Genomic DNA, 15,885 nt, shown 5'->3' with positions numbered 1-15,885 from the left:
CGCCTTCCGGCGCCCTTCGCTTCAGTTCGGCTTGCCCGCCTGCGGCGGTTCACCGTCGCCATCCAGCGACCAGTCCGGCGCGGCCGGCGGCGGCGTGTCATCCGCGTCCGGCGCGATCGGCGGCGTCACCGCCTTGATCTCGCTGGCCTGCGGCGGCAGGTCGAACACCGCCGGCTGCGTGCGCAGGAACGGGTTGACCGGCGCGGCCGGGGCCACCGGCTTCGGCGCCACGGGGCGGGCCTCGACTTCGGTGGGGATCAGGCTGGCCTGCACCGGCGCGGGCGCGGCCGGCGCAACCGACGGCGCGTGCGTGACCGCGGCCGGCGCGGCGGCAGGCGCCGCGACGACGGGCTTCACTTCCGGCGTGGCCGGCACCGACGGCGCCACCGGCACGGCGGGCGCCGGTGCCGCAGCGGCGGGTGCGGCAACCACGGGCGCGGCAACCGCAGCTGCGGGCACGACGGGGGCAGGCGCGGCGGTCACGGCCGGGGCAGGGGTCGCCGCGGGCGCAGCAGGCGTCGGCGTCGGCGCCGCCACGGCGGCCACGATCGCATCCACCGCAGGCAGCGGCTTGACCTTGAACGATTCCGGCTCGGCGCCTTCCTCGTCGGTCATCGGCGGCAGGCCGGCAATCGGTGCCGCAGGCGCGGACGGCACGAAGGCCGGCGCGGACGCGGCCACGGGCATCGCCACCGGCGCCGGGCGCGGCGCGGGCGCCGGCTTCGGCGCAGGGGCCGACGGGGCCGGACCCAGGTCATCGAAGTCCGACTCGGCGGCGCTGACGGTCGGCGCATTCGCCGCGCGCGGGGCGCCGGCCTGGCCTTCGGTCTCGGGCTCCTCGTCGTCGAACTCGCTGTCGTTGTCGCCCAGCTGGCCTTCGTTGCCGTTGCTGCCTTCGGCGCCCGCTTCATCCGGACGACGACGGCGACGGCCACCGCGACGGCCGCGGCGACGACGGCCGGTGCCTTCGGCGGCATTGGCCGCGTCGGTGCCCGGGGCGGCGTTGTCGACACCGGCGGTCACCTGGCCTTCGGCGCCCTCGGCGGGCGGCATCGGCACTTCGCCTTCGGCCAGCTCACCGCCGCTGGCGGCGGCCTGCGCGGCCAGGCGCGCGGCACGCGCCTCGCGGCGTTCGAGCTCGCGCTTCTGGTTTTCCAGGCGCTGCTGTTCGCGGCGCTCGGCTTCCTTCTTCTGGTTTTCCTCGCGGCGCTGCTGGCCTTCCAGCCGGCGCTGCTCGTCCTGCTTCTTCTGTTCCTCGGTGCGCTCGGGCTTGGGCGGACGCGCCTGCGCAGCCTGCGGCTGGGCCGGCTTGCCGCCCTGCGGCTGCGCCGGCTTGTCGCCGCGCTCGCGCTCGGGGCGCGGCGCGCGCTCACCGCGCTCGCCACGACCTCCGCGGTCACGGCCGCCGCGGTCGCGACGGCCGTCGTTGCCGCGGTTGCCGCGCTGCTCGCCGCGCTCGTTGCGCGCCGGCTTGGCCGGGCTTTCGGCCTGCGCCGGCTCGGCGGCGGCGTCACCGGTGAAGAAGGCAGCCACGCGCGCGAAGAAACCGCGCTTGGCCACCGGCGCCGGCGCCGTGTTGGTGAACACCGGGGCCGGGGCCACTTCCAGCTCGGGCTCTTCGCGCAGCGGCGCCGGGTTCGGCGGACGCACGGCGGTAACCGCCGGCAGGTCGGGCACGTTGATGTGCGCCTTGGTCAGCGAGTGCACCGCCAGCTTGCGCGGGGTGGTGCGGTGGTAGCTGGGCTTGCCGGCTTCCTCGCCCAGTTCGTTCTCGCGCAGGCGCGAGATGTTGAAGTGCGGCGTCTCGAGCTGGTCGTCGGCGACGATGACCACCGGCGCGTCGTGGCGCTGCTCGATCTCGATCAGCGCGCGGCGCTTTTCGTTGAGCAGGTAGTTGGCGATTTCCGGCGGGGCCTGCACCAGCACCTGCCCGGTGTTTTCCTTCATCGCATGCTCTTCGGCCAGGCGCAGGATGCTCAGCGACAGCGACTCTACGCTGCGCATGCGGCCGTGGCCCTCGCAGCGCGGGCAGATGATCTGGCTGGACTCGCCCAGGCTGGGACGCAGGCGCTGGCGGCTCATTTCCAGCAGGCCGAAGCGCGAGATGCGGCCGATCTGCACGCGCGCGCGGTCCTGCTTGAGCGCGTTCTGCAGGCGCTCCTCGACCAGGCGCTGGTGCTTGCCCGAGCCCATGTCGATGAAGTCGATGACCACCAGGCCGCCCAGGTCGCGCAGGCGCATCTGGCGGGCCACTTCGTCGGCGGCTTCCAGGTTGGTGTTGAACGCGGTCTCTTCGATGTCGCTGCCCTTGGTGGCGCGCGAGGAGTTCACGTCGATCGCGGTCAGGGCTTCGGTCTGGTCCACCACGATGCTGCCGCCCGAGGGCAGGCGCACCTGGCGCTCGTAGGCGCCCTCGATCTGGGACTCGATCTGGTAGCGGTTGAACAGCGGGGTGGGGTCTTCGTAGAACTTGAGCTTGCGCAGGTTCTGCGGCATCACCGAGGCCATGAACTCGCGCGACTCGTCGTACATCTCCTGGGTGTCCACCAGGATCTCGCCGATGTCGGCGCGCAGGTAGTCACGCAGGGCGCGGATGATCAGGCGCGATTCCTGGTAGATCAGGAAGGGCGAGGGCTTGGCCAGGGCGGCGTCGGTGATCGATTTCCAGACCTGCAGCAGGTAATCCAGGTCCCACTGCAGCTCGTCGGCGGCGCGGCCCACGCCTGCGGTGCGGATGATGACGCCCATGTCTTCCGGGATCGTCAGCGCGTCCATGGCCTCTTTCAGGGCCTGGCGGTCGTCGCCCTCGACCCGGCGCGAGACGCCGCCGGCGGTGGGCGAGTTGGGCATCAGCACCATGTAGCGGCCGGCCAGCGAGATGAACGTGGTCAGGGCGGCGCCCTTGTTGCCGCGTTCCTCCTTGTCCACCTGCACCACCACTTCCTGGCCTTCGCGCAGGAATTCCTTCAGGCCGGCCTTGTTCGGGTCGACGCCGGGGACGAAGTAGTCGCGGGAAATTTCCTTGAGCGGCAGGAAGCCGTGGCGTTCACCGCCGTATTCCACGAAGGCCGCCTCGAGGGACGGCTCCAGCCGCACGATGCGGCCTTTGTAGATGTTGGACTTCTTCTGTTCCTTGGACGGCTGCTCGATGTCGATGTCGTAAAGATTCTGGCCATCGACGATCGCCACGCGCAGCTCTTCGGCCTGCGTGGCATTGATCAACATGCGCTTCATTGTCTGGATTCCTCACGCGCTCTTACCGCGAGGAACGCCGGGGTCCGCGCCCGATGTCTCCGGTCGGGCGCGCACCGCGCGTCCCGGCCTGGGCAGAACTTCCAGCGCTTCATTACCTTGGGCGTACCCGCGGGAGCGCTTGTTTGTTTTGTTCATCAAAGGGGCCGGAACCCGCACAGCGTGCTCCGGTCTGCCACGCGCCTTCGACGCATGGGCAATATCCGTCCGCCTTCGGTACCGGCTAACATGGTCACCCCCGTGGGGTGTGGTAGCGGTCCCTCTGGATTCATCGGGGCTGGGCTTTCGGCCGGCACCCCAGAGAAATCAGGACGTTATCTCGCGAAGCGATTGTATAGGTGAAGGCTCCATGGCGGCAACTGAACAGTCCACCGGCGTCAGGATGGTCAAGGTGCCGGAGGACCGGGACGGCCAGCGGCTGGACAATTTCCTGCTGCTGCAGTTCAAGGGCGCCCCCCGCAGCCTGATCTACAAGCTGGTGCGCAGCGGCCAGGTCCGCATCAACGGCAAGCGGGCCAAGCCCGACAGCCGCCTGGCCGGAGGCGACGAGGTGCGCCTGCCCCCGGTGAAACTGAACGAGCCGGGCGAGGCCCGGGCCGTGCCCCAGGGTCTGCTGGACCGCCTGGCGGCCAGCATCGTGTTCGAGGACAAGGCCCTGCTGGCGGTGAACAAGCCCAGCGGCCTGGCCACCCACGGCGGCAGCGGCATCAGCCATGGCCTGATCGAATCGCTGCGGGCGCTTCGCCCGGGCGAGCCCCTGGAGCTGGTGCATCGGCTCGACCGCGACACCTCGGGCGTGATCCTGGTGGCCAAGAAGCGGGCGGCCCTGCTGGAGCTGCAGCAGCTGATGCGCGCGGGCGAGGACGATGAGGGTCCGGGCAAGCGCTACCTGGCCCTGCTGGTTGGGCGCGTGCCCAACGGCACGCTCACGGTGGATGCGCCGCTGGAGAAGTCGGTGCTGCAGGGCGGCGAACGGCGCGTGCGGGTCGATCCGGCGGGCAAGCCTTCGGTCAGCCACTTCAAGGTGCTGGAGCGCCGCGGCGGCCACAGCTTCTGCGAGGTGCGCATCGAGACCGGGCGCACGCACCAGATTCGCGTGCATGCGGCGCACCTGGGCCATCCGGTGGCGGGCGACGACAAGTACGGCGACGAAGAGGCGAACAAGCGCCTGGCGCAGCAGGTGGGCCTTAAGCGGCTGTTCCTGCATGCGGCTTCGATCGAGTTTGCGCTGGAGCAGGGCGCCCGGCCCTATCTCATCAATGCGCCGCTGAGCGAGGAGCTCAACGCCGTGCTCGATCGCCTTGCCTGAGCGATACGGCCGGAGCCGAGGTACCAGGTATGTTTTTCCGGAGTCGGTCTTGGCTACGTAGCCATAACCGACTCCGGAAAAACATACCTGGTACCTTGCTTTTCCCACCTACCTCGCGAGCAACTCGGCCTTCGCGGCGCAGATGAAATCGTTCTCGCTCAAGCCCCCCACATCATGGGTCGAATACCGCACCACCGCCCGGTCGTAGTGCACGCCCAGGTCCGGATGGTGGTCCTCGCCATGCGCCACGTAAGCCAGCGCATTCACGAAGGCCATCGTCCGGTAGTAGTCCTTGAAGGGGAAGGTCTTGCGGATCGCGGCCCCGTCCTCCACCAACTCCCAGCCCGGCAGCACGCCCAGGTGACGGGCCACGGCCTCGGGCGCGAGGCGGTGCGTTGCTCCCTTCAGGGGCTGGCAATGGCGGGCGGCGAGGGTGCTCAGGTCGGTCATCGGTCTGTTCCAGTGCGGTTGGGCCGGAGTATAGGCCGCGGGTCTACAATGCGCCCATGATCAATCTCACCGAATCGGCCCAGTCCTATTTCCAGCGCCTGATGCAGTCCCAGGGCGGCGACGCCGTGGGCATCCGTCTGTCGGCGGTGCATCCCGGCACGCCTCGCGCCGACGCGCGCCTTGAGTTTTGCGAACACGGCGACCTGCTCGGCGACGAGTGGGCGATCGACTGCGAGGGCTTCACGCTTTACGTGGATGCACCCAGCGTGCCGTTCCTGGATTCGGCCGACATCGATTTCGTCGGCAATGCCACCGGCGGCCAGCTGACCATCAAGGCCCCGCGCATCAAGGGCGACCAGCCGCAGGGCGACGCCTCGCTGGTGGAACGCGTGCAGTGGCTAATCGAATCGGAGATCAACCCGCAGCTGGCCTCGCACAAGGGCCGCGTGGCGCTGGACTCCATCGATGCCGACGGCGTGGTCTACCTGCGCTTCGGCGGCGGCTGCCAGGGCTGCGGCATGGCCGACGTCACGCTCAAGCAGGGCATCGAAAAGACCATGATCGCCAAATTCCCCGAAGTGACCGCGGTCCGCGACGCCACCGACCACGCCAGCGGCAGCGCGCCGTACATTGCCCGCGGCTGAATGGGCGCGACGGCGCGATCGCCGCTTAACCGATTTTTTCCGGGCCGCCCCGGTAGTCTCTCGCGGCCTCCTCCCTGACCGCGGTGCCTGTGATCGACAACGGCGTGACGTACGATCCGGCCGAGGCACTCAACGAGTCTGGCCACCGTTGGCGCCGGCGACGCCCGCCGCAGCCGATGTCGGTGCGCATGCGCCTGGGCGTGCTGGCACTGGTCACCGTGGGGCACCTGGTCTCGTTCTGGGCGTTTGACCAGAGCGGCTTCTACCTGCCCGAACGGCCGGACCAGCGTGTGACCACCCTGGTGTTCCTGGACCCGCCACCACCGGAGCCCGAGCCGGTGATCCCGCCCGAGCCGATCCCGGTGCCCGAGCCGGTGCCGGAACCCGAGCCCGTTCCCGAGCCTCAGCCCGAGCCCGAGCCTGAGCCGGAACCCGAGCCGACCGAGCCCCAGCCCACGCCGGAGCCCGAACCGACGCCCGAGCCGGAACCCGAGCCCGAGCCCACGCCGCCGACCGAAGCCGAGCCGGAGCCCGAACCGGAACCGGAACCCCAGCCCGAAGCCGTGGACGTGCCCGAACCGACGCTGGTGATCCTGCCCGTGGCCAAACCCGAGCCTGATCGCCTGGTCGTGCCCGAGCGGGTCACCGTGGAGGCTCCTTCGACCTCGGTGACGCTGGCGCCCACGCCCGAGCCGGTCACGGTGACCGCCGCGCGTCCGGAACGCACCACCGTGGCCCTGCCGGATCCCGAGCCCGCCAAACCCGATCCGCTCAGGAAAAAGAAAAAGCCCGAGCCGTTGCTGGGCGACGTGCCGCCCGAAGAGGTGCCGCCCACCACCGACGATCCCCTCGGCGAACCGCCGCCTGCCGCAGACGCGCTGGCCGACACCTCGCCGCCGGCCGGTGAGGAAGGCGGACCTCGATCCATGCAGGCGGTGACGCTGCCGCCGTCGTCCGGCTCCGCCGGAAGCCTGCAGCTCTATCGCGCCGACGGCTCGCTCGACCTGCCGCCGGAAGTGGTGGACCAATTGGGTGCCAGCACCAGCGACGAGCGGCAGTTCAGCTTCCAGCAGCCGGGCCTGATGGAGTCGGGCCGCTTCATGAAGCGCCAGCCCGTGCTGGTGTACGAGGCCACGCGCTTCGACCAGTACTGGGTACCGGAAAAGGACGTGCTGACCTCGCTGCTCGAGCGCGCCGTCGAGGCCACCACCGGCAGCATCGAGATTCCGGTGCCCGGCAGCCCCGGCTCCAAGATGGTCTGCACCGTGTCCATTCTTGCCGCGGGCGGCGGCTGCGGCATCGTCAACAACAACGATGGCTACGTGGTCGAGCTCAACGATCCGAACACGCTCAATCCCGAAGAGGAAAAGCAGTGCAAGCTGTGGTGGGACAAGATCGTCAATGCCACCGAGCAGTCGGCCTGGCGCAACACGATGCAGCTGTACGACAACCAGTGCCGCAAGCCCCTGGAAAAGGATACGTCGCCGCCCAAGCCCAAGGCCGGCCCGTAGTCGCGGCGCCCGGCGAGCGGACCACCGCCAACGAAAAAGCCCGGCATAAGCCGGGCTTTCCAGGTGCGGACCGCCGCGCGGATCAGCGCTCGTCGATCTTGCTCAGGTCGTGCAGGTCGCCGGACTGGCTGGCGTAGTACGCGGCCAGGTCGTCGATGTCCTCGTCGCTCAGGGCGCCCGCGAAGCCGGCCATGATCGCGTTCTGGCGCTTGCCCGACTTGTAGTCGTGCAGGGCCTTGGCCAGGTACTCGGGGTACTGGCCGGCCAGCTTGGGATAGGTGTCGTCCAGGCTTTCATTGCCGGTGGCGCCGTGGCAGGACGCGCAGGTCTTGGACTTTTCCTTGCCGGCGGTGGCGTCGCCGACCGGCCCCGCGGCGAAAGCGGGAGCGGCGAAGGTGGCCAGGGCCAGCAGGGCAAACGTGCGGAGATTCATCGGGTAGGCCCTCACTTGGCCGACTTCAGGCTGGAAAGGTAGGCGGCGATATCGGCGATCTCCTGCTCGGAGAAGCTTTCGGCCTGGGCCTGCATGGTCGGGTGCTGGCGCTCGCCCTTCTTGTAGCTGGTCAGGGCGCTGACCAGGTACTGCTCGCTCTGGCCGCCGACCTTGGGCACGCGGTAGGTCGGGTAGGCATTCTTGTATTCGGCGATGCCGTGGCAGCCGGTGCAGGTATAGAACAGGGCCTTGCCCTTCTCGGCGTCGCCCTTGGCCAGGACGGGCAAGGAGGCGAGGGCGAGCACGAGGCTGGCGGCGGACAACACGATTCGCTTCATCATTGGTTTCCGGCTCGAAGGGTCGGGCGGGCGGCGTTAAACCGAAATTATAGCCTGTGCATCCAAGCGCCGACGAGGGGGACTGACGGACCTGCAACGGGACCGTCACCTGTCGGCATCCAGACTTCCGGCATATGCGCGCCTTCACGCCCGTCCTGTACTGTTCTATTCAACTAATACACCCCCGCCAAAGCCGAGATAAATGAAGACTTCCCGCACCTCCCCGCTGCTCCGGACCACCGCCCTGCTGGCGCTGGCGATTTCCCTGGCCCTGGCGGGCTGCGGCGGCGGCGAAGCCCCCGAGGGCGACGCGAAGGCCGCGGAAACGGCGGGCAAGGACGGCAAGCCCGAAGAAAAGAAGGCCGAGGCCGTGCCGGTGGAAGTGGCCGAAGTCGCCAAGCGGCCGATCTCGGCCAGCTATGCCGGCACTGCCAACCTGGAAGCCCCGGTGGAGGCCCAGGTGGTGGCCAAGACCTCGGGCGTGATGCTGCAGCTGCTGGCCGAGGAAGGCGACATGGTCAAGGCCGGCCAGGTGCTGGCCCGCATCGACCCCGACCGCCCGCGCCTGGAAATGGAGCGCGCCCGCGCCACCCTGCGCAAGCTGGAGAACAACTACCGCCGCTCGCAGGAGCTGCTGGCGTCCAAGCTGGTCAGCGCCGAGGCCAGCGACCAGATCCGCTACGACCTCGAGGCCGCGCGCGCCGCCTACGACATGACGCAGCTCGAGCTGTCGTACACCAACATCGTCGCGCCGATCGACGGCGTCATCGCCACTCGCAACGCCAAGCCGGGCAATCTGATCCAGCTCAACTCCTCGCTGTTCCGCATCGTCGACATCTCGCGCCTGGAGGCCGTGCTCAACGTGCCCGAGCGCGACCTGGCGACGATGAAGCCGGGCCTGGCCGTGCGCATGCTGGCCGATGCGATGCCGGGCCGCGTGTTCGAAGGCAGCATCGACCGCGTCAGCCCCGTGGTCGATGGCGGCAGCGGCACCTTCCGCGTGGTCACCAAGTTCAAGGGCGGCGAAGGCCTGCGTCCCGGCATGTTCGGCCGCATCGAGGTGGTGTACGACTCGCGCACCGACGCCCTCACCGTGCCGCGCCAGGCGCTGCTGGAAGACGCGGGCGAAACCGCCGTGTACGCCGTGCGCGACAGCAAGGCCGTGCGCGTACCGATCGAGGTGGGTTACCTCAGCGGCGAGCTGGCCGAAGTCCGCAAGGGCCTGAAGGAAGGCGAGCAGGTGGTGACCGCCGGCAAGATCACCCTGCGCGATGGCGCCACGGTGGAAGTCCTCAACCCGGCCGCCGGCGCGGTCGAAGCCGCGAAGGTCGCCGACGTCGCCGAGACGCCCGCCCGATGAGCCTGGTAGAAACCTCCGTCCGCCGGCGCGTGACCATCCTGATGGTCACGGTCACCTTCGTGCTGTTCGGCATCATCGGCTACATGGCGCTGCCGGTGAACCTGCTGCCCGACCTGAGCTACCCGACGCTCACGGTGCGAACCGAATACACCGGCGCCGCGCCTTCGGAAATCGAAACGCTGATCACCGAGCCGGTCGAAGAGGCGGTGGGCGTGGTCAAGGGCTTGCGCAAGCTCAGCTCGATCTCGCGCACGGGCCAGAGCGACGTGATCCTGGAATTCGCCTGGGGCACCGACATGGACCGCACCAGCCTGGAGGTGCGCGACAAGCTCGAAACGCTGCGCCTGCCGCTGGAGGCCAAGCAGCCGGTCCTGCTGCGCTTCAACCCGTCCACCGACCCGATCATGCGCCTGGTGCTTTCGGCCAAGGAAGGCACGGGCGAGGGCAATGCCGAGCTGGTGCGCCTGCGCCGCTTTGCCGACGACGAGCTCAAGAAGCAGCTCGAGCCGGTGGAAGGCGTGGCCGCGGTGAAGGTCGGCGGCGGCCTGGAGGACGAGATCCAGGTGTTGATCGACCAGCAGAAGCTGGCCCAGCTCAACCTGGGAATCGGCACCGTCATCGATCGCCTGAAGGCGGAGAACATCAACATTTCGGGCGGCCGCATCGAGGACGGCAGCCAGCGCTACCTGGTGCGCACCATCAACCAGTTCTCCGACATCGACCAGATGCGCGACTTGCTGATCACCGCGCGGACCGGCGGCAACGGCAACAGCGCCGCCCAGGAAGCCGCGGAAGCGGCCGCGCGCGTGGCGGCGATCTCGGGCTCGGCCGAAGCGCTGGCCGCATCGGCCAGCGCGCAAAGTGCGGCCGCGGGTGGCGGTGCGGGGTCGCCCGGCGGCGGCCAGGCGATCCGCCTGCGCGACATCGCCACCGTGACCCAGGACCACAAGGAACGCGAATCCATCATCCGCCTGGACGGCCGCGAAGCGGTGGAGCTGGCGATCTACAAGGAAGGCGACGCCAACACGGTCAGCGTCGCGGCCGAAGTGAAGCAGGCGCTGGAGCGACTGCGCGAAGGCCTGCCGGCGGACGCCACGCTCACTACCGTCGAGGATCAGTCGATCTTCATCGAGGACGCGCTCGACGACGTCGAGTTCGACGCGCTGCTGGGCGGCGTGCTGGCCATCCTGATCATCTTCTTCTTCCTGCGCGACGGCTGGAGCACCTTCGTCATCTCGCTGTCGCTGCCGATCTCGCTGATCGCGACCTTCTTCTTCATGGACCAGTTCAGCCTGAGCCTGAACGTCATGTCGCTCGGCGGCCTGGCGCTGGCCACGGGCCTGGTGGTGGACGATTCGATCGTGGTGCTCGAGAGCATCGCCAAGGCGCGTGAACGCGGCCTGGGCATCGTCGAGGCGGCTATCGCCGGCACCAAGGAAGTCAGCATGGCGGTCGTGGCCTCGACCCTGACCACGGTGGCGGTGTTCCTGCCGCTGGTGTTCGTCGAAGGTGTGGCGGGGCAGCTGTTCAAGGACCAGGCGATGACGATCTCGATCGCCATCCTGATGTCGCTGATCGTGTCGCTGACCCTGATCCCAATGCTGTCCTCGCTCAAGGCCAAGGCGCCGCTGGCGTTCCCGGCCGAGCCGGCGCATCCGGACTGGCGCCCGGCCAACCGGGCGCTCAAGCCGGTGGCGGGCATCAAGCGTGGCTTCGAATGGGTGTTCGGCTCGCTGGTGCTGGCGGTGATGATGGTCGTCACGACCGTCTTCCGTTTCCTCAGCCGCTATGTCGGCGGGGCGCTGTCGGTCGTGGGCAAGTTCGTGCTCAAGCCCTATGAGTGGGCGGCGAGCGGCTACCAGCGCGTGCTGCCGAAGTCGCTGGACCGCCCGGGGCTGGTGCTTGGCGCCGCGGCCCTGGCGTTCGCGATCTCGCTGGCGCTGGTGCCCACCCTGGGCCTGGACCTGATTCCGCAGCTGGCGCAGGACCGCTTCGACATGACCGTGAAGCTGCCGGCGGGCACCCAGCTGCGGGATACCGACGCCATGGTGCGCAAGATCCAGGAAACCCACGCCGGCGACGAAGGCGTGCGGGCGTTCTATGGCGTCAGCGGCAGCGGCACCCGGCTCGACGCCAACCCGACCGAATCGGGCGAGAACATCGGCAAGATCAGCGTGGTGCTGGCCGAGGGCCACGGCGCCGACACCGAGGCGGTCCAGACCGAACGCCTGCGCGCCACGATGCAGCAGTACCCGGGCGTCGAGGTGAAGTTCGGCCGTCCCGAGATCTTCAGCTTCTCCACGCCGCTGGAAATCGAACTGCGCGGCTCGGACCTGGGTGAACTGGAGCGGGCCGGCAGCAAACTGGTGAAGCTGATGGAAGGCTCGGACCGCTTCGTAGACGTGAAGTCCACGGTGGAGGAGGGCTTCCCGGAAATCCAGATCCGCTTCGACCAGGAGCGCGCCGCGGCCCTGGGCCTGACCACGCGCCAGATCGCCGACCAGGTGGTGCGCAAGGTGCGCGGCGAAGTGGCCACGCGCTACAGCTTCCGCGACCGCAAGATCGACGTGCTGGTGCGCGCGCAGCAGTCCGACCGCGCCTCGCTGGCCGACATCAAGCGCCTGATCGTGAACCCGGAATCCAGCGCTCCCGTGACGCTGGAAACGGTGGCGGACGTGGTCGCCACGACCGGTCCGAGTGAAATCCACCATGCCAACCAGACCCGCGTGGCCGTGGTGTCGTCCAGCCTGCGCTACGGCGACCTGGGCAGCGCCGTGCAGGAAGTGCGCGACCTGGTGCAGGCCAATCCGCTGGGCACCGACGTCAGCATGGCCATCGGCGGCCAGGGCGAGGAGCTGCGTTCCTCGATCAACTCGCTGGTGTTCGCTTTCGCGCTGGCCATCTTCCTGGTCTACCTGGTGATGGCTTCGCAGTTCGAGTCGCTGCTGCATCCCTTCGTCATCATGTTCACCATCCCGCTGGCCATGGTCGGCGCGGTGCTGGCCCTGGTGGTGACCGGGTCCTCGCTGTCGGTGGTGGTCTTCATCGGCCTAATCCTGCTGGTCGGCATCGTGGTGAAGAACGCCATCATCCTGATCGACAAGGTCAACCAGCTGCGCGAAGCCGGCGTGCCCAAGCGCGAAGCCCTGCTGCGCGGCGCCGAGTCGCGCCTGCGCCCGATCATCATGACCACGCTGACCGCGCTGCTGGGCTTCCTGCCGCTGGCCCTGGCCTCCGGCGCCGGCGCCGAGGTCCGCTCGCCGATGGCGATCACCGTGATCGGCGGCCTGGCCGTATCCACGCTGCTGACCCTGCTGGTGATCCCGGTGATGTACAACCTGCTCGACCGCCGCAGCGACGCCAGCTACGTGGCCCGGGCCAAGCCGCTCAACGTCAGTCCGGATGGCGGCGACGGGGCGACGGAGGGCGCGCACGCATGACCATCGCCGAGCTCAGCCTGCGCCGTCCGGTGACGGTGATCATGTTCTTCGTGTCCATGGTCGCCATCGGCATGATCGCCGCCTTCCGGCTGCCGCTGGAGCAGTTCCCCGAGCTCAACGCACCCTTCATCGCGGTGGATCTGCCGTACCCGGGCTCGACCCCGCAGGAAGTCGAGCGCAGCCTGGTGCGGCCGGTGGAGGAGGCGCTGTCCACCCTGCAGGGCATCAAGACCTTGAACTCGATCAGCCGCGCCGACGGCGGCAACGTCTGGATCGAGTTCTCCGACTGGGACCGCGACGTGGAAGTGCTGGCTTCGGAGGCGCGCGAGCGCATCGACGCCATCCGCGACGAGCTGCCCGACGACTTCCAGCGGTACACGGTGATGAAGTTCTCCACCAGCGACGAGCCCGTGCTGCGGGTGCGCCTGGCCAGCGAACGCGACCTGACCAACGAATACGACCTGATCGACCTCAAGCTCAAGCGCCAGCTCGAGCGCATGCCTGGCGTCGCGCGCGTCGAGATCTCGGGCGCCACGCCGAACGAGATCGAAGTGGCGATCGACCCCGACCGCCTCAGCGCGCACGGCCTGAGCCTGAACGAGCTGGCGATGAAGCTGCAGGCCGTGAACTTCTCGGTGTCGGCCGGCACCATCGACGACGGCGACCGCCGGCTGCGCGTGCAGCCGATCGGCGAGCTGCGCGACATCCGCGAGCTGCGCGAGCTGGTGGTGGGCAACAACGGACTGCGGCTGGAGCAGATCGCCGACGTCCGCCTCAAGCCCGCGCGCATGGACTACGGCCGCCGCCTCGAGGGCCGGCCGGCGGTCGGCATCGACGTGTTCAAGGAGCGCAACGCCAACCTGGTGGACGTGGCGCGCACCGCGCTGCAGGAGATCGAGCGCATCGGCGAGCAGCCCGACTTCAAGGGCATCCGAATCACCCTGATCGACAACCAGGGCGAAAACGTCACCGGCTCGCTGTGGGCGCTGACCGAGGCCGGCATCATCGGCCTGCTGCTGTCGGTGGCCGTACTGTTCTTCTTCCTGCGCCACTGGCCGTCCACGCTGATGGTCAGCCTGGCCATTCCGATCTGCTTCGTGATGACGCTGGGCTTCATGTATTTCCTGGGCGTCACCCTCAACGTGCTGACCATGATGGGCCTGCTGCTGGCGGTGGGCATGCTGGTGGACAACGCGGTGGTGGTGGTGGAGAGCATCTACCAGGAGCGCGAGAAGGCCCCGGGCAATCCCGCCTGGGCGTCCATCGTCGGCACCAAGAACGTGGCCATCGCGCTGTCGGCCGGCACCCTCTGCCACTGCATCGTGTTCGTGCCCAATATCTTCGGCGAGACCAACCAGATCAGCATCTTCATGGTGCAGATCGCGGTCACCATCACCGTGTCGCTGCTGGCGTCGTGGCTGGTGGCCATCAGCTTGATCCCGATGCTGTCGGCCCGCATGAAGACGCCGCCCGCCGCCATGGCCAGCACCGGCCTGATCCCGCGGCTGCAGGACCGTTACGCGGCGTTCCTGGCGTGGACCCTGCGCCATCGCGGCATCAGCGTGCTGGGCATCCTGCTGATCGTCGCGGTCAGCGTGGTGCCGATGATGAAGACCAAGACCGACTTCTTCTACCAGGAACCCAGCCGCGAGCTGGACATGTTCTATCAGTGGAAGGGTGCCTATTCGCTGAGCCAGGTCTCGGAAGAGGTGGCCAAGGTCGAGAAATACCTGGACGAGAACCGCGAGAAGCTGCAGATCGAGCAGATCTATTCCTGGTTCAGCGAACAGGGCTGGGCCGGCACCAAGATCACGCTGCGCAGCGACGGCGGCAAGCTGCGGCCCCCGTCGGAGATCATGGAGGAGATCCGCGCCGGCATGCCGCGCTCAGCCCGGGCCACGGTCGGCTTCCAGCAGGGCGGCGGCCAGCAGGGCGGGCAGGGCGGCGGCGACTCGATCCAGGTCTCGCTGATCGGCGACTCGTCCGAGGAGCTCAAGGCCCTGGCGGCGACCATCATCCCGCAGCTGGCGACCCGCAAGGAGCTGCGCGACGTGCGCGTGGACACCGGCGACGAGAACTCCGAGCTGGCCATCAGCGTCGACCGCGAGCGGGCACTGTCCTTCGGCTTCAGCGCCGAACAGGTGGCCCAGTACGTGGGCATCGCCCTGCGCGGCACGCCGCTGCGCGAGTTCCGCCGCGGCGAGTCCGAAGTGCCGGTGTGGGTGCGCTTCGACGGCGCTGAAAAGTTCGGCCTGGAGGACCTGTCCGGCCTGAGCCTGCGCGCGCCCGACGGCACCGCCCTCCCACTGCTGTCGGTGGTGAACGTGGACGTGCAGGCATCGTCCACCCAGGTCTTCCGCCAGAACCGGCGTACGACGCTGAACATCCAGGCCAACCTGGCCGAGAAGGTCACCGTGCAGGAGGCGCGCACGGCCATGGAGGGTGAGCTGAAGGCCATGACGATGCCGCCGGGCTACCAGTGGAGCTTCGACGGCGCCTTCCGCCAGGACGACGAGGCCGGCCAGCAGATGCTGTGGAACACGCTGATCGCGCTGATCATGATCTACGTGGTGATGGCTGCGGTGTTCGAGTCGCTGCTGTTCCCCGCCGCGATCATGAGCAGCATCGTGTTCTCGATCTTCGGCGTGTTCTGGCTGTTCTGGATCACCGGGACCGTCTTCACCATCATGGCCTCGATAGGAATATTGGTCCTGATGGGCGTCGTGGTGAACAACGGCATCGTGATGGTGGAGCACATCAACACGCTGCGAAGGCAGGGCCTGGACCGTACGACGGCCCTGGTGCAGGGTAGCCGCGACCGCCTGCGCCCGATCCTGATGACCATGGGCACGGCGATCCTGGGCATGGTGCCGATCGCGCTGAGCAGCACGCAGATGGCCGGTGACGGTCCGCCGTATTACCCGATGGCGCGCGCCATTGCCGGTGGCCTGGCGTTCTCGACCCTGGTCAGCCTGCTGTTCCTGCCGACCATCTACGCGATGCTCGACGACCTGCGCGAGGGCTTCTCGGCCAAGATGCGCCGTGCGCGCGAGAAGTCGCCGCTCAAGCCGGCCGCTCACGCTGCCCCGGCCTTGGGCGACTGACCGGCCCGGCCTGCATCGCACGCCCTGCGGCGTGCGGTGCGGCC

Annotated in this window: 10 protein-coding genes; 6 read left to right on the top strand and 4 right to left on the bottom strand. The window is 68.7% G+C overall.

What is annotated here, in order from left to right:
* Positions 1 to 21 precede the first annotated feature (21 nt).
* Positions 22 to 3,225, bottom strand: coding sequence for an Rne/Rng family ribonuclease (locus ACOQFR_RS12975; RefSeq protein ID WP_421383298.1), 3,204 nt, complete (start codon positions 3,223 to 3,225; stop codon positions 22 to 24).
* Between the two features lie 376 nt (positions 3,226 to 3,601).
* Between ACOQFR_RS12975 and ACOQFR_RS12970 the strand changes: the two genes are divergently transcribed.
* Positions 3,602 to 4,561 carry an RluA family pseudouridine synthase gene (locus tag ACOQFR_RS12970; RefSeq protein WP_421382548.1) on the top strand — a complete coding sequence of 320 codons (960 nt, stop codon included), beginning with the start codon at positions 3,602 to 3,604 and terminating at the stop codon, positions 4,559 to 4,561.
* Between the two features lie 108 nt (positions 4,562 to 4,669).
* Here the strand turns inward: ACOQFR_RS12970 and ACOQFR_RS12965 are convergent, their stop codons facing one another.
* Positions 4,670 to 5,011 (bottom strand): 4a-hydroxytetrahydrobiopterin dehydratase, encoded by a 342-nt coding sequence (locus ACOQFR_RS12965; RefSeq protein WP_421382546.1) that lies wholly within the window; start codon positions 5,009 to 5,011, stop codon positions 4,670 to 4,672.
* 56 nt (positions 5,012 to 5,067) lie between these two features.
* On the opposite strand from ACOQFR_RS12965, the gene ACOQFR_RS12960 reads away from it, so the two are divergent.
* The gene (locus ACOQFR_RS12960) at positions 5,068 to 5,655 is read left to right on the top strand and encodes an NfuA family Fe-S biogenesis protein (RefSeq protein ID WP_421382544.1); all 588 of its coding nucleotides are present in this window, start codon (positions 5,068 to 5,070) and stop codon (positions 5,653 to 5,655) included.
* A gap of 104 nt (positions 5,656 to 5,759) precedes the next feature.
* On the top strand, positions 5,760 to 7,166 hold the full coding sequence (locus ACOQFR_RS12955; RefSeq protein ID WP_421382542.1) for a hypothetical protein: 1,407 nt from the start codon (positions 5,760 to 5,762) through the stop codon (positions 7,164 to 7,166).
* 82 nt (positions 7,167 to 7,248) lie between these two features.
* On the opposite strand, the gene ACOQFR_RS12950 is transcribed toward ACOQFR_RS12955, so the two are convergent.
* Both ACOQFR_RS12950 and ACOQFR_RS12945 read right to left on the bottom strand, forming a co-directional pair.
* On the bottom strand, positions 7,249 to 7,599 hold the full coding sequence (locus ACOQFR_RS12950) for a c-type cytochrome (protein WP_421382540.1): 351 nt from the start codon (positions 7,597 to 7,599) through the stop codon (positions 7,249 to 7,251).
* 11 nt (positions 7,600 to 7,610) lie between these two features.
* Positions 7,611 to 7,937 (bottom strand): c-type cytochrome, encoded by a 327-nt coding sequence (locus ACOQFR_RS12945; protein ID WP_421382538.1) that lies wholly within the window; start codon positions 7,935 to 7,937, stop codon positions 7,611 to 7,613.
* Positions 7,938 to 8,139: 202 nt separating this feature from the next.
* Here ACOQFR_RS12945 and ACOQFR_RS12940 point away from each other — a divergent pair, with 202 nt between their 5' ends.
* Genes ACOQFR_RS12940 through ACOQFR_RS12930 form a run of 3 tightly spaced genes read left to right on the top strand, consistent with a single transcriptional unit; the run spans position 8,140 to position 15,841 of the window.
* Complete coding sequence (locus ACOQFR_RS12940; RefSeq protein ID WP_421382536.1) at positions 8,140 to 9,297, top strand: efflux RND transporter periplasmic adaptor subunit; 1,158 nt, start codon at positions 8,140 to 8,142, stop codon at positions 9,295 to 9,297.
* On the top strand, positions 9,294 to 12,737 hold the full coding sequence (locus tag ACOQFR_RS12935) for an efflux RND transporter permease subunit (protein ID WP_421382534.1): 3,444 nt from the start codon (positions 9,294 to 9,296) through the stop codon (positions 12,735 to 12,737). The genes ACOQFR_RS12940 and ACOQFR_RS12935 overlap by 4 nt, the downstream gene beginning before the upstream one ends.
* Complete coding sequence (locus ACOQFR_RS12930; RefSeq protein ID WP_421382532.1) at positions 12,734 to 15,841, top strand: efflux RND transporter permease subunit; 3,108 nt, start codon at positions 12,734 to 12,736, stop codon at positions 15,839 to 15,841. The genes ACOQFR_RS12935 and ACOQFR_RS12930 overlap by 4 nt, the downstream gene beginning before the upstream one ends.
* Positions 15,842 to 15,885: the final 44 nt, after the last annotated feature.

The sequence above is a fragment of the Arenimonas sp. MALMAid1274 genome (assembly GCF_049195245.1).
GTDB lineage: Bacteria > Pseudomonadota > Gammaproteobacteria > Xanthomonadales > Xanthomonadaceae > Arenimonas.
This window is presented reverse-complemented; position numbering and strand designations above follow the sequence as displayed.

Coding starts and splice junctions, on each gene's coding strand:
- ACOQFR_RS12950 (WP_421382540.1), bottom strand. CDS start 7,599: ATGAATCTCCGCACGTTTGCCCTGCTGGCCCTGGCCACCTTCGCCGCT.
- ACOQFR_RS12930 (WP_421382532.1), top strand. CDS start 12,734: ATGACCATCGCCGAGCTCAGCCTGCGCCGTCCGGTGACGGTGATCATG.
- ACOQFR_RS12970 (WP_421382548.1), top strand. CDS start 3,602: ATGGCGGCAACTGAACAGTCCACCGGCGTCAGGATGGTCAAGGTGCCG.
- ACOQFR_RS12975 (WP_421383298.1), bottom strand. CDS start 3,225: ATGTTGATCAATGCCACGCAGGCCGAAGAGCTGCGCGTGGCGATCGTC.
- ACOQFR_RS12940 (WP_421382536.1), top strand. CDS start 8,140: ATGAAGACTTCCCGCACCTCCCCGCTGCTCCGGACCACCGCCCTGCTG.
- ACOQFR_RS12960 (WP_421382544.1), top strand. CDS start 5,068: ATGATCAATCTCACCGAATCGGCCCAGTCCTATTTCCAGCGCCTGATG.
- ACOQFR_RS12945 (WP_421382538.1), bottom strand. CDS start 7,937: ATGAAGCGAATCGTGTTGTCCGCCGCCAGCCTCGTGCTCGCCCTCGCC.
- ACOQFR_RS12965 (WP_421382546.1), bottom strand. CDS start 5,011: ATGACCGACCTGAGCACCCTCGCCGCCCGCCATTGCCAGCCCCTGAAG.
- ACOQFR_RS12935 (WP_421382534.1), top strand. CDS start 9,294: ATGAGCCTGGTAGAAACCTCCGTCCGCCGGCGCGTGACCATCCTGATG.